The sequence below is a fragment of the Caballeronia sp. INDeC2 genome (genome assembly GCF_023631325.1).
GTDB lineage: Bacteria > Pseudomonadota > Gammaproteobacteria > Burkholderiales > Burkholderiaceae > Caballeronia.
Map to the genome: position 1 here is coordinate 59,443 of NZ_JALQDG010000017.1, position 20,226 is coordinate 79,668.

The following is a 20,226-nucleotide window of genomic DNA, read 5'->3' on the forward strand; positions in this document are numbered from 1 at the left end:
GATCTTACCGTGTCGAAACTTCCGAGCTCGGAGTCTCGGATTGCGAGTGCTGGGGCGCACTGGATGCCGGTGACGGATCGGCCGGTTCTGCCGGCTTCGCGTCGAGCGCCGCCGCGATCTGCGCGCGCGTGCGTACGAACTCGTTCTCGAAATCGAACGTCCGGCGCGCCGTGGACATCGCCATCAGCACGCTCGCGCCGCCCTGCCCTGCATCTTTGAGCCAGAACCAGAGCCGGCGTTCGCGGACATAGAACATCGAGAAAATCCCGACCACCAGCAGAAGGCTGCCAAGATACACCAGATTTTTACCGGGCGCGCGCGTCAACTGGAATACCGAAGCTTGCACTTGCCTGAAGTTGTCCAGTTGCAGAAAGACGGGCGAACCGTATAGAAAGCTGTCGGAAAGCGCGTTGATGGACGACTGGACGAACGCAGAGTTCTTCTCATCCACTTTAGCGTCGGGCTGGCCGTTTTGCTCTCGGGAAATCTGCCATACGTCCCACATCGCGCCTTCGAGCATGCGCATCAAAAGGCCCGCCGCTTTTTCCTGCTCGCCCTTCGGCACCGAATGGTCGATGAACGTCGCGATGCTTTGAAAGCCGCCAATCATCTGCGGATTCGTCGTTGCCTTGCCGCTTTCGTCGACGCCGGCGAAAAGATTCAGCACGCGAACCGCGCTTTCTTCCAGATGTTCCTGCAATTCGCGATTTTCCTGCGGTACCGAACGCAGCGCGAAACGGTGCGCGGCTGCGGCGCGCGTCGCGGGCGTGGCCAGCGCGGCGCGCAAGTCCATCCACTGTTTGATCGTGCCCTGTTCGTCGGCGGGAATGCGCAGGTAGCGGAACGGATCGTTCGGGCTCAAGCGCATGCCCGCGAGGAACATGCGCTGGCCGCTCACGTCGACGGCCAGCATGTAGTTGCTGTATTCGCGTGCCTGACCGTCCGTGCCGCGCACCTTGTATTGCACCGAAGGGCCGATGTTGCGCAGGTCCGTCGGCTTCGAAGTTTTCGCGCCGGAGCCGAGACGCTCGTCGAACGCGTCGCGCAGCGTTTCCTTCTTGCCGACGCCGCGTGCGTCCGGCGTGCCGCTCCCGTCGGTCATGTTTTCGACGTTGATCGCGCGGAAATCCGTGAACTCGACGGTCTCGCCTTGCGCGCCGGTGAACTGCGTCCCGATGGGCGATGTGCCGCCGATAGTGCCGTTGAAAGGCTCGGTCTTCGCGCTGCCGCCGGTCATCGGCCATGCGGTCATTTCGAGCTTCGAGCCGCCGTCCTGGAAACTCGATTGATAGATCGAAATGCCGTCGTAGGTGAACGGCTTGTTCACCTCGACGCGCGCCGGAATGCGCTTGCCCGTCTTGTGATCGATCACGACGATGTCGCTCGCGAAGAGCTTCGGCATGCCGGTCGAGTAGTAGTCGACGATGAACTTGTTCAACTGAATCGAAAACGGCAGATCCTGAATGATCGAGCCGTCCTGCTGATTCAGAATCGCCGTGCCGACGTTCTGCCCTTCCGGCACCCACGCGTAGCCGCGGAACGTCGGGTTCGACGTCGAAAGACGATGCTCGCGCGGAATGTCGTTAATAACGGCGTTGCTGTTGATCGGCGTCTTGTTGAACATCCACATCTGCAATTTGATGGGCAGATTGCTGTCGAGCAGCCCGCCGATACAGATCACGACGATCGCGACGTGCGCCGAGATATAGCCGATCTTCGTCATCGCGCCGCGCTTGCCCGCGATGAGCGTCGCGCCGTTGTCGGTCTGGCGCGTCACGGTGCGATAGCCCATTTTCGCGGCGAGCCGTTCGAGCGTCGCGGCCGTCTGCGCGCGGTTCGTCGAAACCGTGAACTCGCCCTTGTGGTGGAACGCGCGCAGGCCGCCTTCATGCACGCGATCCTTCCAACTCTTCAAGTCCGCGATCATCTTCGGGCTGTTGCGCACGACGCACAGCGACACCGAGATCACGAGGAAGATCAGGATGAGCATGAACCACCACGCGCTGTACACGTTGTAGAGGCTCAGGCCGCGGAAGATGTCGGCCCAGAACGGACCGAACTGATTCACGTAGTTGGGATACGGGTCTTCTTGCGTGAGCACCGTGCCGATGATGCTCGCGATCGCCAGAATGACGAGCAACGCGATGGCGAAGCGCATCGAACTGACGAGTTCGACGAAATGCCTGATGGCCCGGCGGGCCGACTTCGACTGCAAACTCGATGTGGTGACGCTCATTCAAACTCCGGCTGGACAGCAAAAAAGGGTGGAGACGCTGGCGGTCTCATCGACCGACGTCCCACCCTTTTTTTGTTCTCGCGCCGGTCTTCTCGGATCTTCCGGGACCGGCTTCGTAGTATGGGCGATTCCCGCGTTAGCCGCCGGGAACCGCTGGACGCTGACTGTTGCGCGTTTAATGCAAGCCGGCGATGTAGTCGGCAACCGCCTTCATCTCCGCTTCGTTCAGGCGCGAGGAAATCTGGTGCATCGGTTCACTGTTGGCGCGTTGTCCCGATGCGAAGGCGTTCAACTGCGCGACCGTGTAGTCGCCCCATTGCCACGACAGCCGCGGATACTGCACCGGAATGCCCATGCCAGTTGCGCCGTGGCAAGCGGCGCACGCCGGCACGCCCTTGTCCGCGATGCCGCCGCGGTAGATCTTCTGGCCCAGCGCGACGTCGTTCTTGTCGCGCGCGTAGTTGGGCTTGGCCTTCTGCGACGCGAAGTACGCCGCGACGTTCACCATGTCCTGATCCGACAGCGCGCTCGCAATGCCCGCCATGATCGGATTGTTGCGCGCCGGCGCCTTCGCGCCCGGCTGCGTCTTGTAATCCTTCAATTGCTTGACGATGTATTCGGCATGCTGGCCCGCGAGCTTCGGAAACGCGGCGCCGGCGCTGTTGCCGTCCGCTGCGTGACACGCCGCGCACACCTGGGTCGCGATGGCCTGACCTCGCGCCGCATCGGGCTTCGCCGCCTGCGCGGGCTCCGCCGCATTCACCGACATCGATACTGCTAGTCCACTCAAACCCGCACCGAAAGCCGCCGCTGCCCGAATCACCACCAGAGACCTGTACAGTCGGTTCATTCGCGTACCCTGTTTTTCGTCTTGTGAGAATGTGAGGTTCTGCAAAAAACGACGGCGACCGATTATCGCCGCAAGATACCCGAACTCGCTGAACGAAGAGGCTCAAAAAGTGCCCCGAAAACTGTCTCGCTCCTCTGTGGGTGCCGCCTGCGGCTTGGGTCTTGCGTGCCCGTGCTGGTCTTTAAAAATCCGTCGTATTGTACAATAACCCGCTCCACGCAAAGACGCCAGTCGGGGCATGCCCAGTATTTGCCGGGTTCTCAAGGCTTGAAGTTTTCGCAGCTCTTTCGATTGGGCCCGCCATGTCATTTCTGCTTCACCAATCCCGCTTCTTCACGACCGTCAATCATCTGCGCGATCTGCCGCCGACGCCGCAGCCCGAAATCGCGTTCGGGGGACGCTCGAACGCGGGAAAATCGACGGCCATTAACGTACTGTGCAACCAAAAGCGGCTCGCGTTCGCCAGTAAAACGCCGGGACGCACGCAGCATATCAACTACTTCTCGGTCGGGCCGGAAGCCGATCCGACCGGCTTTCTCGTCGATCTTCCCGGATACGGTTACGCCGAAGTGCCGGGAGCCGCGAAAGAACACTGGCAGCGTCTGCTGTCGACGTATCTCCAGAGCCGGGCACAACTGCGCGGCATGATCCTGATGATGGATTCGCGCCGCCCGCTCACCGAACTCGATCGCATCATGATCGACTGGTTCGCGCCGACGGGAAAGCCGATCCACACGCTGCTCACAAAATGCGACAAATTGACGCGACAGGAGATGACCAACGCCCTGCGCGCGACGAAGAAATCGCTGACTGAATACAAGGATGCGGGCTATCGCGGCGAACTCACCGTGCAACTCTTCTCCGCGCTCAAGCGCACGGGACTGGAAGAGGCGCACGAACAGATCGAAAGCTGGTTGATGCCCGGGGAAGCCGGTGAGAACGCGTCCGTAAGCGCAGCCGAGTGAGCGGTCGCGCGCACGCGGCGGCATAAAAAAACCCGCCGCATGACGGCGGGTTAACAGCCTAATCGAACATCGACAGGCACCCGCTCAGGGAGGAGAAGCGGGGAGTCCGGCGGCAAGCGCCTCGCTCGATCGGTATGATATACCATTGTCTCAAAACGGTTTCAGACGCGTCCAAGTGCTTGTCCGGTAAGGATTTACGCATTTCTAAAGCCGTTTTCGATCGCCCCCGAAGACCACTCCAAATTCGAGTCAAGACATGAGCTTCTATCCTCACCATCGCCCGCGCCGGATGCGCCGCGATGACTTCTCGCGCCGTCTGATGCGCGAAAATCTCCTCACGACGAACGACCTCATCTATCCGGTGTTCATCGTCGAAGGCACGAATGTGCGGCAAGCGGTGCCGTCGATGCCCGGCGTCGAGCGCACGTCCGTCGATCTGCTGATGAAGGTTGCCGAACAGTGCGTCGAACTGGGCGTGCCGGTGCTGTCGCTATTTCCGGCGATCGAGCCGTCGATCAAGACGCCCGACGGCCGCGAAGCCACGAACCCGGAAGGCCTCATTCCTCGCGCCGTGCGCGAGCTGAAAAAGAACTTCCCGATGGTCGGCGTGTTGACCGACGTCGCGCTCGATCCGTACACGAGCCATGGCCAGGACGGCGTGCTCGACGAGGAAGGCTACGTGAAAAACGACGAAACGAGCGAAATCCTCGTCGAGCAAGCGCGCACGCAGGCGGAAGCGGGTGTGGATATCGTGGCGCCGTCGGACATGATGGACGGTCGCATCGGCGCGATCCGCGAGATGCTCGAGAGCGAAGATCACATCCACACGCGCATCATGGCGTACGCGGCGAAGTACGCGTCGGCGTTCTATGGCCCTTTCCGCGACGCGGTCGGCTCGGCCGCGAATCTCGGCAAGGGCAACAAGATGACCTATCAGATGGACCCGGCCAACTCCGATGAAGCGATGCGCGAAGTGCGTATGGACATCGAAGAAGGCGCGGACATGGTGATGGTCAAGCCGGGCATGCCGTATCTCGACATCGTGCGCCGCGTGAAGGACGAATTCCGCTTTCCGACGTACGCGTATCAGGTGAGCGGCGAGTACGCGATGATCAAGGCCGCGTCGCAGAACGGCTGGATCGATCACGACAAGGTGATGATGGAAGCGCTGCTCGCGTTCAAGCGCGCGGGCGCGGATGGCGTGCTGACGTACTTCGCGTTGGATGCGGCGCGGATTCTGCGCGCGTCGAAGTAAGTTTTCTTGCTTGCGTTACGAAGAGGGCGATGCTCGATGCATCGCCCTCCTTTTATCCGTTCGACGGCCCGACTTTGTCGAGGCTCTTCAGGAACGTATCGGCCGATTCGTACCCGACGACGCGGGCGACTTCGTTGCCCTGCGCATCGAAGAAGATGATGCCCGGCGGCCCGAAGAGCTTGAAGCGCTTGAGGAGCACCTGGTCGTCGGTGTTGTTGGCGGTCACGTCCGCGCGCAGAAGATTCATTTGCGCGAGCCGCGCTTGCACGCGTGCATCGGAGAAAGTCAGCTTCTCCATTTCCTTGCAGGACACGCACCAATCGGCGTAGAAGTCGAGCATCGCTGGTCGCGCGGCGGCCTTCACAGCCGAATCCAGTTCCGCCGACGAACGTACCGGCGCGAACGTCGGTGCTTCAGCTTGCGCATTCGCAGGCGCGGACGACGCACCCCGGGAAGCGAGCACGGCGAGCGGGCGCAGCGGATCCGTCGAACCCGCGGCCAGGCCGACGAGCAACGTCGCAGCCCAAATCGCGAACGCTGTGGCGAGCCCGCGTCCGAGTCGCTTCCAGACGCCGACAACCGCCGACGTGCCCGACGAGAACAATCCGAGGGATGCAGCCGCGATCAAAAGCCACAGCGCGGCGAGCAGCATCTGCCCGACGCCGCCGATGACCGGCCACACGATCCACAGCGCGGCCGCGAGCAACACGACGCCGAAGAACACCTTCACGCCGTCCATCCACGCGCCTGCGCGCGGCAAAACCGATCCCGCGCCCAAGCCGATGATCAGAAGCGGCACGCCCAGCCCGATACCCATCGCGAAGAGCGCCGCGCCGCCGAGTACGGCGTTGCCGGTGTGCGCGATGAACGCGAGTACCGCGAAAAGCGGCGCTGTCATGCACGCGCCGACGACGAGCGCGGACAACGCGCCCATCACCGCGACCGCTGCGAACTTGCCGCCGCTGCGCTTCTGCGACGCCTCGTTCACGCCGCTTTGCCAGCGTTCAGGCAACGCGATATCGACGCCCGAAATCAGCGCGACAGCGAACGCCGCGAGCAGCACGCCGAACGCGCCGAGCACCCAAGGGTTTTGCAGCCACGCGCCGAGGCTTTGTCCGATCAGCGCGGCAACGATGCCGAGCACCGTGTACACGAGCGCCATGCCGATCACATATGAGACTGACAACGCGAATCCGCGCGAACGCGTCACGCGCGCGCCTTCGCCGACGATGATCGCGGACAGTATCGGGATCATCGGATATGAGCACGGCAAGAGGCTCAGCACCATGCCGGCCAGGAAATACAGTCCGACGACCGCGAAGAATCCGCCGCCTTCGAGGATGGACTGCGCGTAGTCTGCGCTGGTCGCGCGGTCGAACCACGAGCTACCGTTGTCAGCTCTGGCGGAAGTCGGCGCGGCGCCCGCCGGTTGCAGCGCGTCGCCCCTGACGCGATAGGTCTTCTCCATCGGCGGATAGCAGATGCCCTGATCCGCGCATCCTTGCGACGTCACCGCGAGCTCGAAAGGACCCTTCGCCTGCGTGACGGGAATGCGGATGTGCAATTCGCCGCGATAGGTCTCGACGTCCTTGTTGAACGTCTGATCGAAGTGGACTGTGCCCGCCGGAAGTTGCGCCGCGGCGATGGTCGCATCGCCGCTCTTCACCGCGAACGCGAAGCGCTCACGGTACATGTAATAGCCATCGGCGATCTTGTAGCGTACGTCCACTTCGCCGGGCTTTTCCGATGCGCTGAACTTGAACGCGATATCAGGATCGAGGAAATCGTCGGCTGCGTGCGCGCCGCCCGAAAGCATGGCGAGCGCTGCGAGAAACAGGAATGCGCCGAAGAATCGCCGCGCGAAAAGACGGGAAAACTCAAACATGAAGAGGACGCTGCGTTTCTGCGTTGACCCACTGACCGTAGGCCGGCGATGCATCCACCTGCCAGACGAGGATTTCGGGTGTTTCATATGGATGTCGAGCCTCGACGAAGCGCTGCAACTCTTCGCTGCGCGCGACGCTCGTCTTGAACAACAACTGCACTTCCTTCGACGACTCCACCGCGCCCTTCCAGTGATACTGCGACGACACCGCGCCGAGGCTCGTCACGCAGGCGGCGAGCCGCGCGTCGAGCGCCGCTTGCGCGAGCGCATCGGCGGCGGCGGTGTCAGGCAGCGTGGAGAGCATCAGAACGACGGGGACATTCATGCGGGTACTCCGAAAGACGGCAGGCTCTCTTCGTATCGTAGCATCCGCGACTGACACGCACTTTTACGCATCGGCGTGCCGCGACGTCGCACGCAGAAAGCAAAAAGGCCAAGCTTGAGCCTGGCCTTTCTGCGAACAACTGAAAACGGAATTTATTCCGCTTCTTGCACTTCTTCCGTCTCTTCGACTTCCGGGCGATCCATCAACTGGACCAGCGCCATCGGCGCGTTGTCGCCGACGCGGAAACCGAACTTCAGGATGCTGAGATAGCCGCCCGGACGGTTCGCGTAGCGCGGGCCGAGGACGTCGAACAGCTTCGCGACGGAATCACGATCGCGCAGGCGATTGAACGCCAGACGGCGGTTCGCGAGCGAAGGCTTCTTGCCCAGCGTGATGAGGGGCTCGACGACCTTACGCAGTTCCTTGGCCTTCGGCAGCGTCGTCTTGATGACTTCGTGCTCGATGAGCGAATTCGACATATTGCGGAGCATTGCCAGACGATGGCTGCTCGTGCGGTTCAGTTTCCGCAGACCATGCTTATGACGCATTTTCAGTTCCTTTAACGAGTTTTGATCCAGCTCTTCTATTGCGCCCTAAATCAGCGCACGGGCCGGTCGAAAATAACGCAAGACGCGGATTTTAAAGCAGAATCCGCGTCTTTGCAAAGTTGCGCAGCGACTTCGCCTGTTACTTGTCGAGACCAGCCGGCGGCCAGTTTTCGAGCTTCATACCGAGCGTCAGACCGCGCGATGCCAGCACTTCCTTGATTTCGTTCAGCGACTTGCGGCCCAGGTTCGGCGTCTTCAACAGCTCGTTTTCCGTGCGCTGGATCAGATCGCCGATGTAATAGATGTTCTCGGCCTTCAGACAGTTCGCGGAACGAACGGTGAGTTCGAGGTCATCCACCGGACGCAGCAGGATCGGATCGATCTGCGGCGCGCGCGACGGCGCTTCCGCTGCCGCTTCAGTGCCCTCGAGCGCTGCGAACACCGACAACTGATCGACCAGAATACGAGCCGACTGGCGGATCGCTTCTTCCGGCGAAATCACGCCGTTCGTCTCGATGTTCATCACGAGCTTGTCGAGGTCGGTACGCTGTTCGACACGCGCGCTCTCGACGGCATAGCTCACGCGGCGAACCGGCGAGAACGACGCGTCCAGCACGATACGGCCGATGATCTTCGCCGACTCTTCGCCGTAGCGACGCACATTGCCCGGCACGTAGCCGCGTCCCTTTTCGATCTTGATCTGAACGTCGAGCTTGCCGCCCTTCGACAGGTGCGCGACCACGTGTTCCGGGTTGATGACCTCGCAGTCGTGCGCGAGTTCGATATCGCCGGCCGTGACGAGACCTTCACCTTCCTTGCGCAGCGTCACCGTGACTTCATCACGGTTGTGCAGCTTGAAGACGACGCCCTTCAGGTTCAACAGCAGGTTGACCACATCCTCTTGCACACCATCGAGCGTCGAGTATTCATGCACGACGCCTGCGATCGTCACTTCGGTCGGCGCGTAGCCGATCATCGACGACAGCAGCACGCGCCGAAGCGCGTTACCCAAGGTGTGGCCATAGCCGCGTTCGAACGGCTCCATAACCACCTTCGCATGGTTTTCACCAAGCGATTCAACTGCAATGATCTTGGGCTTCAACAAACTGGTTTGCATAGGTTTTCCTTTTCAATACCCTCGGCTCGTTACACCGATAAGGCTGACCGGTAACAACCTGAAAATAAACAGCCGAGGCCACCCCTTGCCACGAGCAATCAGGCTCCCCGGCTGTCAATCCATTACCGCCGCGATTAACGCGAATACAATTCGACGATCAGGCTTTCGTTGATGTCGCCAGCGATATCGCTACGCTCCGGCATCGACTTGAACGTGCCTTCGAACTTCTTCGCGTCGACCGACACCCAGCTCGGCATTCCGCCTTGCTCGGCCAGCGACAGGGCTTCGACGATACGGGCCTGCTTGCGCGACTGCTCGCGCACGGACACGACATCGCCCGCTTTCACTTGCATCGACGGGATGTTCACGACTTGGCCGTTCACCACGATCGACTTGTGGCTCACGAGCTGGCGCGCTTCGGCGCGCGTCGAGCCGAAGCCCATGCGATATACGACGTTGTCGAGACGCGACTCGAGCAACTGCAGCAGGTTTTCGCCCGTCGGACCCTTGCGGCGATCGGCTTCAGCGAAGTAGCGGCGGAACTGACGCTCCAGAACGCCGTAGATACGCTTCACTTTCTGCTTTTCGCGCAACTGGGTGCCGTAGTCGGACGTACGCGCGCCCGAGGTGCGGCCGTGTTGGCCGGGCTTGCTGTCGAGCTTGCACTTGTCGGCGAGGGAGCGGCGTGCGCTCTTCAGGAACAGATCAGTGCCTTCACGGCGGGACAGCTTTGCTTTGGGACCGGTATAGCGTGCCACTTTGCATCCTTAAATATTGATCACGCACACTTTCGTCTGCGCTAGTCCGAACCCCTTGGGTCGAACGGTGGGCTTAGTCAAAACTTCATAACGCACGAAACCCGCCGATACTTGCGCATCGACAGGAAACATGCGGTCGCGTCGTCGGACTTTAGATACGACGGCGCTTCGGCGGACGGCAGCCGTTGTGCGGGACCGGCGTCACGTCGGAGATCGCGGTGATCTTGATACCAAGACCATGCAGCGCGCGCACCGCCGATTCACGGCCAGGGCCGGGGCCCTTGATCCGCACTTCGAGGTTCTTCACGCCGTATTCCAATGCCACGCGGCCAGCCGATTCGGCTGCGACCTGAGCTGCAAACGGCGTCGACTTACGCGAGCCCTTGAAGCCCTGACCACCCGAGGTCGCCCATGCCAGCGCGTTACCTTGACGGTCAGTGATCGTGATAATGGTGTTGTTGAACGACGCGTGAACGTGAACCACGCCCTCGGCGACGTTCTTCTTGACCTTCTTGCGAACGCGTTGCGCCGCGGAGTTGTTCGAAGCCTTAGCCATTACGTTTTCCTGTAACTGTCAGTTCCGCTTACTTCTTCAGCGATTGCGCTGCACGACGCGGACCCTTGCGGGTACGTGCATTCGTGCGCGTACGCTGGCCACGCAGGGGCAGACCCTTGCGATGGCGCATGCCGCGGTAGCAACCCAAGTCCATCAGGCGCTTGATATTCATCGTCACTTCACGGCGCAGGTCGCCTTCGACGATGAACTTGCCCACTTCGTCACGCAGCTTTTCGAGGTCTGCGTCAGTGAGGTCCTTGACCTTCTTCGAAAATTCCACACCAGCTGCCGTGCAAATGCCGCGGGAACGCGTGCGACCGATGCCGAAGATTGCCGTCAGGCCGATCTCGGTATGCTGGTGATTCGGGATGTTAACCCCTGCGATACGAGCCATTGTTTTTCCTCAAACAAAAAGCGCAAGCAAAAGCGCGGCGTTCAGCCTTGACGCTGTTTGTGGCGCGGATCAGAGCTGCAAATCACGCGCACAACGCCCTTGCGCTTGATGATCTTGCAATTGCGGCAAATGCGCTTAACCGATGCCATCACTTTCATGATATTACCCTTTTTTCAAATCACTTCGCCCGGAACACGATCCGCGCACGAGACAGATCGTAAGGCGTCAATTCAACCGTAACCTTGTCGCCCGGCAGGATGCGGATGTAGTGCATCCGCATCTTTCCGGAAATATGTCCCAGGACGACATGGCCATTTTCCAATTTCACCCGGAAAGTAGCGTTGGGAAGGTTTTCGATGACCTCACCCTGCATCTGGATAACATCGTCTTTGGCCATAGTCCTTATTAACGCATCGGGACGTTGCCACCCTTGAAGTTTGCCTTCTTGAGCAGCGATTCATATTGTTGCGACATAACGTACGACTGCACCTGAGCCATGAAGTCCATCGTGACGACGACAATGATCAGCAGCGACGTTCCACCAAAATAAAACGGCACGTTCCAGCGCAACACCAGAAACTCAGGCAGCAGGCACACAAATACGATGTAGATCGCACCAGCCAGCGTCAGACGCGTGAGGATGCGGTCGATATACCGTGCAGTCTGATCGCCCGGGCGAATACCCGGAACGAAAGCACCGCTCTTCTTCAAGTTGTCGGCTGTTTCCCGGCTGTTGAACACCAGTGCGGTGTAGAAGAAGCAGAAGAAAACGATCGCCAACGCATACAGCAGCACGTACACGGGTTGACCTGGCTTCAGCGCCTCGGCCACGTTGTGCAGCGTGTTTGCGAACCAGTTGGTGCGCGTACCCGAACTGAACCAGTTCAGGATGGTTGCCGGGAAGAGAATGATCGACGACGCAAAGATCGGCGGAATCACACCCGACATGTTCAACTTCAGCGGCAGATGAGACGACTGTCCGCCGTAAATCTTGTTACCGACCTGGCGCTTCGCGTAGTTCACGAGGATCTTGCGCTGACCGCGTTCGATGAACACGACCAGATACGTGACCGCCGCGATCAACACGACGATGATGATCGCCGAGATGATGCTCATCGAACCGGTGCGAACCAGCTCAAACAGACCACCGATTGCGTTCGGGAAACCCGCCGCGATACCACCGAAGATGATGATCGAGATGCCGTTGCCGAGACCGCGCTCCGTGATCTGCTCACCGAGCCACATCAGGAACATCGTGCCCGTCACCAGCGTGACGACCGTCGTCAGCCGGAACACCATGCCGGGATCCAGTACCAGAGCCGGCTGATTTTCCAGCGCGACCGCGATACCGAACGCCTGGAAGGTCGCCAGAACCACCGTGAAGATACGCGTGTACTGCGTGATCTTCCGTTGTCCCGCCTGCCCTTCCTTCTTCAACGCCTCCATCTGCGGCGATACGATCGACAGCAACTGCATGATGATCGACGCCGAGATGTAGGGCATGATGCCCAGCGCAAAGATCGTGAATCGCGACAGCGCGCCACCCGAGAACATGTTGAACATGCCCAGGATGCCGCCTGACTGGCTTTGGAACAGCTTGGCCAGTTGATCCGGATCGATGCCGGGTACCGGAATATGCGCACCAATGCGGTAGACGATCAGCGCCAGCAGCAGAAACACTGCACGCCGGCGAAGATCGCCGAATTTCGCCGCGCTTCGACCGGTTTTTGCGAGACTCGGGCTGTTAGCCAAGTACCTTCTCCGATGCTAGTGCTAGTAACGGCGAAAGCGCGTTACTCGGCGAGCGAGCCGCCAGCGGCTTCGATTGCCTCACGGGCGCCTTTCGTTGCCGTCAGGCCCTTCACCGTGACCTTGCGCGTGATCTCGCCGGTCTTGATGATCTTCGCGCTCTTGATGAGCTCGCCGACCAGACCCGCTTGCTTCAGCGCCAACAGATCGATTTCGTCGACCGGCAGCTTCTCCAGATCAGAGAGACGCACTTCACCGACGAATTCCTTCGTCAGCGAGGTGAAGCCACGCTTCGGCAGACGACGCTGCAGAGGCATCTGACCGCCTTCGAAGCCGACCTTGTGAAAGCCGCCCGAACGCGATTTCTGACCCTTATGGCCGCGGCCAGCGGTCTTGCCGAGGCCCGAACCAATACCGCGACCGACGCGACGCTTAGCGTGCTTCGCGCCTTCTGCCGGCTTCAGGTTATTCAATTCCATGTTCAACTCCTTGGATCCTAGGGTCAGCCGCTTAGCCGATGACCTTAACGAGGTACGAAACCTTGTTGATCATCCCGCGCACTGCCGGCGTGTCCTGCAGCTCGGAGACCGAGTTGAGGCGACGCAGGCCGAGGCCACGCACCGTCGCGCGGTGCGTTTCGCGGGTCCCGATCAGGCTCTTGACGAGCTGAACCTTGACAGTTTTTTCAGACATGGTGACCACCTTAGCCCAGAATGTCTTCGACGGACTTACCACGCTTCGCCGCGATGTCGGCCGGGGTCGACTGCTTGCGCAGGCCGTCCAGCGTTGCACGAACGAGGTTGTACGGGTTCGTCGAACCGTGGCTCTTGGCCACAACGTTTTGCACGCCCATCACGTCGAACACTGCGCGCATCGGGCCGCCAGCGATCACGCCGGTACCATCCTTCGCCGGAGCGAGGAGAACCGCCGATGCGCCATGCTTTCCGTGCACTTCATGTTGCAGCGTGCCGTTCTTCAGGGGCACCTTGAACATGTTGCGGCGGGCCTGTTCCATTGCCTTTTGAACGGCAACCGGAACTTCCTTGGCCTTGCCCTTGCCCATGCCGATCCGGCCGTCGCCGTCGCCAACCACGGTCAGTGCGGCGAAGCCGAGAATACGGCCACCCTTCACGACCTTGGTCACGCGGTTGACCGAAATCATCTTTTCGCGCAGGCCGTCGTCGCGTTCGTCAGCCTGAACTTTCGCTTGCATCTTTGCCATGACGAATTCTTCCCTTAGAACTTGAGCCCGGCTTCACGCGCCGCATCAGCCAGCGCCTTCACGCGGCCGTGGTAGCGGAAACCCGAGCGGTCAAAGGCGACGGATTCGATGCCGGCAGCCTTGGCCTTTTCGGCGATACGCTTGCCGATCAGGGTCGCAGCGTTGACGTTGCCGCCCTTGCCCGACTTGTCGGCGAGTTCAGCGCGCACTTCAGCTTCGAGCGTCGAGGCGCTTGCCACGACCTTCGTACCGCATGCCGAGAACACTTGCGCGTAGATATGCGTATTCGTGCGATGCACGGCCAGACGCGGAACCTGCAGCTCAGCGATCTTGATACGCGTCTGACGAGCGCGGCGCAGGCGAGATTGAGTCTTATCCATGATTGCGCACCCTTACTTCTTCTTCGTTTCTTTGAGGATCACGACCTCGTCGGAATAGCGCACACCCTTGCCCTTGTAGGGCTCCGGCGGGCGATAGCCGCGCACTTCTGCTGCGGTCTGTCCGACTTTCTGCTTGTCGATCCCCTTGATCACGATTTCGGTCTGCGACGGGGTTTCAGCCTTGACGCCTTCCGGCATCTGGTGCACCACGGGGTGCGAGAAACCCAGCGACAGATTCAGCTTGTCGCCTTGCGCTTGCGCACGATAACCGACGCCAACCAGCGTCAGCTTGCGCTCGAAACCCTTGGTGACGCCGTGCACCATGTTCGCCACCAGGGCGCGCATCGTGCCAGACATCGCGTTCGCTTCACGACTTTCGTCGGCCGGCGCGAGCTTCAACGTGCCGTTGTCGTTCGTCACGCTCACCAGCTTGTTGGCCGGTTGCGAGATCGTGCCGAGCGGGCCCTTAACGGTGATGACGTCGCCCTTGATGGCCACTTCCGCGCCTTGCGGCAGCGGGATCGGGCTTTTACCTACTCGAGACATGTTTCTTCTCCTTAGGCGTTAAGCGACGTAGCAGATGACTTCGCCGCCGACGCCGTTCTGGCGCGCCTTCCGGTCGGTCATCACACCCTTCGGCGTCGATACGATGGCAACGCCCAAGCCGTTCATGACCTGCGGAATGTCGTTGCGACCGCGGTACACGCGCAGACCAGGCTTCGAGACGCGCTCGAGGCGCTCGATCACCGGACGGCCAGCGTAGTACTTCAACGCGATGTTCAATTCGATCTTCGCGCCTTCAGCCTTCACTGCGAAGTCGTCGATATAACCTTCGTCCTTCAAAACCTGCGCAATCGCAACCTTGACTTTTGACGAGGGCATAGTCACCGAAACCTTCTCGACCATCTGCGCATTGCGGATGCGAGTCAGCATATCGGCGATAGGATCACTCATGCTCATTTATGTTTCTCCTATTACCAGCTCGCCTTGGTCAGGCCAGGGATTTCGCCGCGGAAAGCGATTTCACGAATCTTGCCGCGTGCGAGTCCGAACTTACGGAACGTGCCACGCGGGCGACCCGTGATCGCGCAGCGGTTACGCTTGCGAGTGGGGTTCGAGTTACGCGGCAGTTGTTGCAGCGCCAGACGCGCGAAGTAACGCTCTTCGTCCGACTTGCTTGCGTCATCGATCACAGCCTTCAGCTCAGCACGCTTCGGAGCGTACTTGGCTGCCAGGCGCGCGCGCTTCTTTTCACGTTCGATCAGTGCCAGTTTAGCCACGGTAACCTCAGTTTCTGAACGGGAACTTGAAGCCGGCGAGCAGCGCCTTTGCTTCGTCGTCAGTCTTCGCGGTGGTCGTGATGCTGATGTTCAGCCCACGCAGCGCGTCGATCTTGTCGTAGTCGATTTCGGGGAAAATGATCTGCTCTTTCACACCGATGTTGTAGTTGCCACGACCGTCGAATGCACGGCCCGACACGCCACGGAAGTCACGCACACGCGGGAGCGCAACCGTCACGAAACGATCGAGGAATTCGTACATCGCTTGGCCGCGCAGCGTGACCATCGCGCCGATCGGGTAGCCCTGACGAATCTTGAAGCCTGCGATTGCCTTGCGCGCCTTCGTGATAACCGGCTTCTGGCCAGCGATCTTCGTCAGGTCGCCCACGGCGTTTTCGATGATCTTCTTGTCGGCGACGGCTTCGCCAAGACCCATGTTCAGGGTGATCTTGGTGATGCGCGGCACTTCCATGACAGACTTGTAGCCGAACTTTTCGACGAGTTGCGGCACAACCTTTTCTTTGTAAATCTCTTGCAGACGAGCCATTTTTTAACTCCGCGTCAGGCGTTGAGCGTGGCGCCGGTCGACTTCAAGAAGCGAACCTTCTTTCCGTCTTCGACCTTGATGCCCACACGCGATGCCTTGCCATCCGCGTCGACCAATGCGACGTTCGAAATATGCAGCGGCATCGTTTTGGCTTCCACACCGCCCGTCGTACCCTTCATCGGGTTCGGCTTCACGTGCTTCTTGACGAGGTTGATGCCCTCGACTGTGACACGGTCTTCCGCAACGGCCAGCACGGTGCCGCGCTTGCCCTTGTCCTTGCCGGTGATGACGATGACTTCGTCACCCTTGCGAATCTTGTTCATCGCGACTCCTTACAGCACTTCCGGCGCGAGCGAAACGATCTTCATGAATCGTTCGCTACGCAGTTCACGCGTAACCGGCCCGAAAATACGCGTGCCGATCGGCTCGAGCTTCGTATTCAACAGAACGGCGGCATTGCCGTCGAACTTGATGAGCGAGCCATCCTGGCGACGCACGCCCTTGGCCGTACGAACGACCACGGCGTTATAGATTTCGCCCTTTTTCACGCGTCCGCGCGGCGTCGCTTCCTTGACGGTCACCTTGATGATGTCGCCAATGCTAGCGTAACGACGCTTCGAACCGCCGAGCACCTTGATGCACATGACTTCACGCGCACCCGTGTTGTCGGCCACTTCAAGCCGAGTTTCGGTCTGGATCATGGTTTATCTTTCCCAACTTAATCCGGTCGCGCCACCATGGCACAGCCGGTCAGTCTTGGTCCCGTCAGCCAACTGGCTGCTTGGGTTAGAACAGGCAGCGAGGGCAGACGAAACCCGCCATCGCAATCCGGTGAATCTGTCGATTCAGGCTGGCGCCCGAACCGGCTTCCCCCACCAGTTTCGCCCGCGACGGGGCTCCCACAAAGAGGGAAGACCGAGATTATAACAAATAATCCCGGTCTTGCAAGCGAAACTTACTGCGACACGATGTACTACTGCATCGCGGTACTACTACTTCGGCTTTAGATCACGCGAGCCGCTTCAACCAGCTTCGACACAACCCAAGCCTTCGTCTTCGAAATCGGACGGGTTTCCTGGATTTCGACGAGATCGCCTTCGTTGTACGTGTTCGCGTCATCATGCGCGTGGTACTTCTTGGAACGCACGACGTACTTGCCGTAGATCGGATGCTTCACGCGGTGCTCGACCAGAACGGTGACCGTCTTGTCCATCTTGTTGCTGACGACCTTGCCGACCAGCGTCCGCTTGAGCGAGGTTTTTACGCTATCGTTCATTTCTGGTTCGCCTTCTCAGTCAGGACGGTGCGCACACGTGCGATGTCGCGACGGACCTTCTTCAGCTGGCTCGTGTTCGTGAGCTGCTGGGTCGCGAGTTGCATACGCAGGCCGAATTGCGCCTTCAGCAGGTCCGACAGCTCTTTGTTGAGCGCGGCCTGGTCTTTCTGGTGAAGTTCAGATGCCTTCATCATTTACTCCTTAGGCGCCGAGCTGACGCACGACGAAGTTCGTCTTGAGCGGCAGCTTGGCTGCAGCCAGACGGAACGCTTCGCGCGCCAGTTCTTCGGAGACACCGTCCATTTCGTACAGCATCTTGCCCGGTTGAATTTCAGCGACGTAGTACTCCGGGTTACCCTTACCGTTACCCATACGCACTTCGGCCGGCTTCTGCGAAATCGGCTTGTCCGGGAATATACGGATCCAGATCCGGCCGCCACGCTTGATGTGACGCGTCATTGCACGACGTGCCGCTTCGATTTGACGCGCGGTCAAACGGCCGCGACCGATAGCCTTCAGACCGTATTCACCGAACGACACGGCGTTGCCGCGCGTCGCCTTGCCGGTATTACGACCTTTCTGCTCTTTGCGATACTTTCTGCGTTTCGGTTGCAGCATCGTTATTCTCCAGTCTTCGCGTCACCGCCAGCGCGACGGGGTGCACCACGACGCGCGCCAGCCGGAGCGCCTTCACCGTCACGGCGCGGACGGCGATCGCCACCCGGACGTGCGTTGCGGCGCGGACGCTTTTCTTCCGCCACTTCTTCCACCACCGGCGCTTCGTTGCGGCCCAGGGTGTCGCCCTTGTAGACCCACACCTTCACGCCGATGATGCCGTACGTGGTCTTCGCTTCCGACGTCGCGTAGTCGATATCCGCACGCAGCGTATGGAGGGGCACGCGACCTTCGCGATACCACTCGGTACGAGCGATTTCGATACCGTTCAGACGGCCCGCGCTCATGATCTTGATGCCCTGGGCGCCAAGACGCATTGCGTTCTGCATCGCGCGCTTCATCGCGCGACGGAACATGATCCGGCGCTCGAGCTGCTGCGTGATGGAGTCAGCGATCAGCTGAGCATCGGTTTCCGGCTTGCGGATCTCTTCGATGTTGACGTGAACCGGAACGCCCATGCGCTTCTGCAGTTCAGCCTTCAGCGATTCGATGTCCTCGCCCTTCTTGCCGATGACGACGCCCGGACGCGAGCTGTAAATCGTGATGCGCGCGTTCTTCGCCGGACGCTCGATGACGACGCGACCGACCGAAGCGTTCTTCAGCTTCTTCTTCAGGTATTCACGAACGCCGATGTCTTCCTGCAACATCGCCGCGAAATTGTTGTTGTTCGCGTACCAGCGCGAAGCCCAATTGCGGCTGACGGCCAAACGGAAGCCAGTCGGATGAATTTTCTGTCCCATCGTATGGCTCCTTAATTCCCGACCGTCACAGTGATGTGACAGGATTGCTTCTCGATGCGGTTACCGCGACCCTTAGCGCGTGCGGTGAAACGCTTCAGCGAAGCAGCCTTGTCGACGTAAATGCTCGTGATCTTGAGCTCGTCGATATCGGCGCCTTCGTTGTGTTCCGCATTCGCGATCGCAGACAGCACGACCTTCTTGACGATACCCGCCGCCTTCTTCGGCGAGAACGTCAGAACGTTCAGCGCCTTGTCGACCGGCAAACCACGAATCTGGTCAGCCACAAGGCGCGTTTTCTGCGCCGAGATGCGGGCACCGCGATGAATTGCTTTCACTTCCATCTTGATAGCCCCTTATTTCTTGGCCTTCTTGTCGGCCGCGTGACCCTTGAACGTACGGGTCAGTGCGAACTCGCCAAGCTTGTGGCCGACCATGTTTTCCGTCACATACACCGGAACATGCTGACGGCCGTTGTGTACGGCGATCGTCAGACCGATGAAGTCCGGCAGAATCGTCGAACGACGCGACCAGGTCTTGATTGGTTTCTTGTCACGCGTAGATGCGGCCGACTCAACTTTCTTCAGCAAATGAGCGTCGCAGAACGGACCTTTTTTAGCAGAACGTGTCATTGCCTACTCCTTAACGCTTGTGACGGCGCTGGACGATCATCGTCGTCGTGCGCTTGTTGCTGCGAGTGCGATAACCCTTCGTCGGCGTGCCCCACGGGCTTACCGGATCGCGACCTGCTGCCGTCTTACCTTCACCACCGCCGTGCGGGTGATCGACCGGGTTCATTGCAACGCCGCGCACCGTCGGGCGGATACCGCGCCAGCGGTTCGCGCCTGCCTTACCGATTTGACGGAGGCTATGCTCTTCGTTGCCAACTTCACCAATCGTCGCGCGGCACTCGACGTGCACGCGGCGGATTTCACCCGAACGCAGACGAACCTGCGCGTAGACGCCTTCGCGAGCCAGCAGCATGGCCGACGTACCAGCCGAACGCGCGATTTGCGCGCCCTTGCCCGGCAGCATTTCGATGCAGTGGATCGTCGTACCGACCGGGATGTTGCGGATCGGCAGGGCGTTGCCTGCGCGGATCGGCGCTTCCGAACCGGACATCAACTGCGCGCCAACCGCCACGCCCTTCGGCGCGATGATGTAGCGACGCTCGCCATCCGCGTACAGAACCAGCGCGATGTTCGCGCTACGGTTCGGGTCGTACTCGAGACGCTCGACCTTTGCCGGGATGCCGTCCTTGTTGCGACGGAAATCGACGATACGATAGTGCTGCTTGTGACCACCACCCTGGTGACGCGTGGTGATTCGGCCGTTGTTGTTACGGCCCGCCGACTTGGATTGCGAGTCGAGCAGCGCTGCGTACGGCTTGCCCTTGTGCAGATCCTTGTTGACGATCTTGACCATCGCGCGGCGACCCGGCGAGGTCGGCTTAACTTTCACGATTGCCATG

General features: G+C 60.1%; 31 protein-coding genes. 2 read left to right on the forward strand and 29 right to left on the reverse strand.

The window, feature by feature from the left end:
* Positions 1-4: 4 nt before the first annotated feature.
* The gene (locus NCS28_RS12430; RefSeq protein WP_250514117.1) at positions 5-2,236 is read right to left on the reverse strand and encodes a cytochrome c biogenesis protein ResB; all 2,232 of its coding nucleotides are present in this window, start codon (positions 2,234-2,236) and stop codon (positions 5-7) included.
* A gap of 175 nt (positions 2,237-2,411) precedes the next feature.
* Entirely contained in the window at positions 2,412-3,086 is a 675-nt protein-coding gene (locus tag NCS28_RS12435) for a c-type cytochrome (protein ID WP_250514118.1), read from the reverse strand.
* Positions 3,087-3,388: 302 nt separating this feature from the next.
* Here NCS28_RS12435 and yihA point away from each other — a divergent pair, with 302 nt between their 5' ends.
* Positions 3,389-4,051, forward strand: a complete 663-nt coding sequence (yihA, locus tag NCS28_RS12440) for a ribosome biogenesis GTP-binding protein YihA/YsxC (RefSeq protein WP_250514119.1) — start codon at positions 3,389-3,391, stop codon at positions 4,049-4,051.
* Positions 4,052-4,307: 256 nt separating this feature from the next.
* The gene (gene hemB, locus NCS28_RS12445) at positions 4,308-5,306 is read left to right on the forward strand and encodes a porphobilinogen synthase (RefSeq protein ID WP_250514120.1); all 999 of its coding nucleotides are present in this window, start codon (positions 4,308-4,310) and stop codon (positions 5,304-5,306) included.
* A 52-nt stretch (positions 5,307-5,358) separates the two neighbouring features.
* Here hemB and dsbD read toward each other — a convergent pair whose 3' ends face one another.
* From dsbD to rplB, 27 genes are all read right to left on the reverse strand, one after another.
* On the reverse strand, positions 5,359-7,191 hold the full coding sequence (dsbD, locus tag NCS28_RS12450) for a protein-disulfide reductase DsbD (protein WP_250514121.1): 1,833 nt from the start codon (positions 7,189-7,191) through the stop codon (positions 5,359-5,361).
* A complete protein-coding gene (gene cutA, locus NCS28_RS12455; protein ID WP_250514122.1) occupies positions 7,184-7,516 on the reverse strand; it encodes a divalent-cation tolerance protein CutA in 333 nt (110 codons plus the stop codon). The genes dsbD and cutA overlap by 8 nt, the downstream gene beginning before the upstream one ends.
* A 152-nt stretch (positions 7,517-7,668) precedes the next feature.
* Positions 7,669-8,064, reverse strand: coding sequence for a 50S ribosomal protein L17 (gene rplQ, locus NCS28_RS12460; protein ID WP_008344047.1), 396 nt, complete (start codon positions 8,062-8,064; stop codon positions 7,669-7,671).
* 139 nt (positions 8,065-8,203) lie between these two features.
* Complete coding sequence (locus NCS28_RS12465) at positions 8,204-9,181, reverse strand: DNA-directed RNA polymerase subunit alpha (protein WP_014192467.1); 978 nt, start codon at positions 9,179-9,181, stop codon at positions 8,204-8,206.
* Positions 9,182-9,315: 134 nt separating this feature from the next.
* Positions 9,316-9,939, reverse strand: a complete 624-nt coding sequence (rpsD, locus tag NCS28_RS12470) for a 30S ribosomal protein S4 (RefSeq protein ID WP_250514123.1) — start codon at positions 9,937-9,939, stop codon at positions 9,316-9,318.
* Between the two features lie 151 nt (positions 9,940-10,090).
* Positions 10,091-10,495, reverse strand: coding sequence for a 30S ribosomal protein S11 (rpsK, locus tag NCS28_RS12475; RefSeq protein ID WP_035506748.1), 405 nt, complete (start codon positions 10,493-10,495; stop codon positions 10,091-10,093).
* 28 nt (positions 10,496-10,523) lie between these two features.
* Positions 10,524-10,889, reverse strand: coding sequence for a 30S ribosomal protein S13 (rpsM, locus tag NCS28_RS12480; protein ID WP_008344037.1), 366 nt, complete (start codon positions 10,887-10,889; stop codon positions 10,524-10,526).
* Positions 10,890-10,930: 41 nt separating this feature from the next.
* On the reverse strand, positions 10,931-11,047 hold the full coding sequence (rpmJ, locus tag NCS28_RS12485; RefSeq protein WP_004199844.1) for a 50S ribosomal protein L36: 117 nt from the start codon (positions 11,045-11,047) through the stop codon (positions 10,931-10,933).
* A 20-nt stretch (positions 11,048-11,067) separates the two neighbouring features.
* Entirely contained in the window at positions 11,068-11,286 is a 219-nt protein-coding gene (gene infA, locus NCS28_RS12490) for a translation initiation factor IF-1 (RefSeq protein WP_004521905.1), read from the reverse strand.
* A gap of 8 nt (positions 11,287-11,294) precedes the next feature.
* Positions 11,295-12,641, reverse strand: coding sequence for a preprotein translocase subunit SecY (secY, locus tag NCS28_RS12495; RefSeq protein ID WP_008343935.1), 1,347 nt, complete (start codon positions 12,639-12,641; stop codon positions 11,295-11,297).
* 41 nt (positions 12,642-12,682) lie between these two features.
* Positions 12,683-13,117 carry a 50S ribosomal protein L15 gene (rplO, locus tag NCS28_RS12500; protein ID WP_250514124.1) on the reverse strand — a complete coding sequence of 145 codons (435 nt, stop codon included), beginning with the start codon at positions 13,115-13,117 and terminating at the stop codon, positions 12,683-12,685.
* Between the two features lie 31 nt (positions 13,118-13,148).
* On the reverse strand, positions 13,149-13,331 hold the full coding sequence (gene rpmD / locus NCS28_RS12505; protein WP_010106952.1) for a 50S ribosomal protein L30: 183 nt from the start codon (positions 13,329-13,331) through the stop codon (positions 13,149-13,151).
* A 10-nt stretch (positions 13,332-13,341) separates the two neighbouring features.
* Positions 13,342-13,860: a 30S ribosomal protein S5 gene (rpsE, locus tag NCS28_RS12510; RefSeq protein WP_008343875.1), complete on the reverse strand. Its 519-nt coding sequence runs from the start codon at positions 13,858-13,860 to the stop codon at positions 13,342-13,344.
* 14 nt (positions 13,861-13,874) lie between these two features.
* A complete protein-coding gene (rplR, locus tag NCS28_RS12515) occupies positions 13,875-14,240 on the reverse strand; it encodes a 50S ribosomal protein L18 (protein WP_008343872.1) in 366 nt (121 codons plus the stop codon).
* A 12-nt stretch (positions 14,241-14,252) separates the two neighbouring features.
* The gene (gene rplF / locus NCS28_RS12520; RefSeq protein WP_250514125.1) at positions 14,253-14,786 is read right to left on the reverse strand and encodes a 50S ribosomal protein L6; all 534 of its coding nucleotides are present in this window, start codon (positions 14,784-14,786) and stop codon (positions 14,253-14,255) included.
* Positions 14,787-14,804: 18 nt separating this feature from the next.
* Positions 14,805-15,200, reverse strand: a complete 396-nt coding sequence (gene rpsH / locus NCS28_RS12525) for a 30S ribosomal protein S8 (RefSeq protein WP_035506756.1) — start codon at positions 15,198-15,200, stop codon at positions 14,805-14,807.
* Positions 15,201-15,214: 14 nt separating this feature from the next.
* A complete protein-coding gene (rpsN, locus tag NCS28_RS12530) occupies positions 15,215-15,520 on the reverse strand; it encodes a 30S ribosomal protein S14 (RefSeq protein ID WP_016346471.1) in 306 nt (101 codons plus the stop codon).
* A 7-nt stretch (positions 15,521-15,527) separates the two neighbouring features.
* Positions 15,528-16,067 carry a 50S ribosomal protein L5 gene (gene rplE, locus NCS28_RS12535; protein ID WP_016346472.1) on the reverse strand — a complete coding sequence of 180 codons (540 nt, stop codon included), beginning with the start codon at positions 16,065-16,067 and terminating at the stop codon, positions 15,528-15,530.
* 14 nt (positions 16,068-16,081) lie between these two features.
* Complete coding sequence (rplX, locus tag NCS28_RS12540; protein ID WP_250514126.1) at positions 16,082-16,390, reverse strand: 50S ribosomal protein L24; 309 nt, start codon at positions 16,388-16,390, stop codon at positions 16,082-16,084.
* A 9-nt stretch (positions 16,391-16,399) separates the two neighbouring features.
* Positions 16,400-16,768 (reverse strand): 50S ribosomal protein L14, encoded by a 369-nt coding sequence (gene rplN, locus NCS28_RS12545; RefSeq protein WP_006998478.1) that lies wholly within the window; start codon positions 16,766-16,768, stop codon positions 16,400-16,402.
* Positions 16,769-17,070: 302 nt separating this feature from the next.
* On the reverse strand, positions 17,071-17,343 hold the full coding sequence (gene rpsQ / locus NCS28_RS12550; protein WP_008343854.1) for a 30S ribosomal protein S17: 273 nt from the start codon (positions 17,341-17,343) through the stop codon (positions 17,071-17,073).
* Positions 17,340-17,534: a 50S ribosomal protein L29 gene (gene rpmC, locus NCS28_RS12555; protein ID WP_007180130.1), complete on the reverse strand. Its 195-nt coding sequence runs from the start codon at positions 17,532-17,534 to the stop codon at positions 17,340-17,342. The genes rpsQ and rpmC overlap by 4 nt, the downstream gene beginning before the upstream one ends.
* A 10-nt stretch (positions 17,535-17,544) precedes the next feature.
* Positions 17,545-17,961, reverse strand: coding sequence for a 50S ribosomal protein L16 (rplP, locus tag NCS28_RS12560; RefSeq protein WP_008343852.1), 417 nt, complete (start codon positions 17,959-17,961; stop codon positions 17,545-17,547).
* Positions 17,962-17,963: 2 nt separating this feature from the next.
* Positions 17,964-18,758, reverse strand: a complete 795-nt coding sequence (rpsC, locus tag NCS28_RS12565) for a 30S ribosomal protein S3 (RefSeq protein WP_035506762.1) — start codon at positions 18,756-18,758, stop codon at positions 17,964-17,966.
* Positions 18,759-18,769: 11 nt separating this feature from the next.
* Positions 18,770-19,099 (reverse strand): 50S ribosomal protein L22, encoded by a 330-nt coding sequence (rplV, locus tag NCS28_RS12570; protein ID WP_007730533.1) that lies wholly within the window; start codon positions 19,097-19,099, stop codon positions 18,770-18,772.
* A gap of 12 nt (positions 19,100-19,111) precedes the next feature.
* The gene (gene rpsS / locus NCS28_RS12575) at positions 19,112-19,387 is read right to left on the reverse strand and encodes a 30S ribosomal protein S19 (RefSeq protein ID WP_035967602.1); all 276 of its coding nucleotides are present in this window, start codon (positions 19,385-19,387) and stop codon (positions 19,112-19,114) included.
* A 10-nt stretch (positions 19,388-19,397) separates the two neighbouring features.
* Positions 19,398-20,225 carry a 50S ribosomal protein L2 gene (gene rplB, locus NCS28_RS12580; RefSeq protein ID WP_250514127.1) on the reverse strand — a complete coding sequence of 276 codons (828 nt, stop codon included), beginning with the start codon at positions 20,223-20,225 and terminating at the stop codon, positions 19,398-19,400.
* Between the last annotated feature and the right edge of the window lies 1 nt (position 20,226).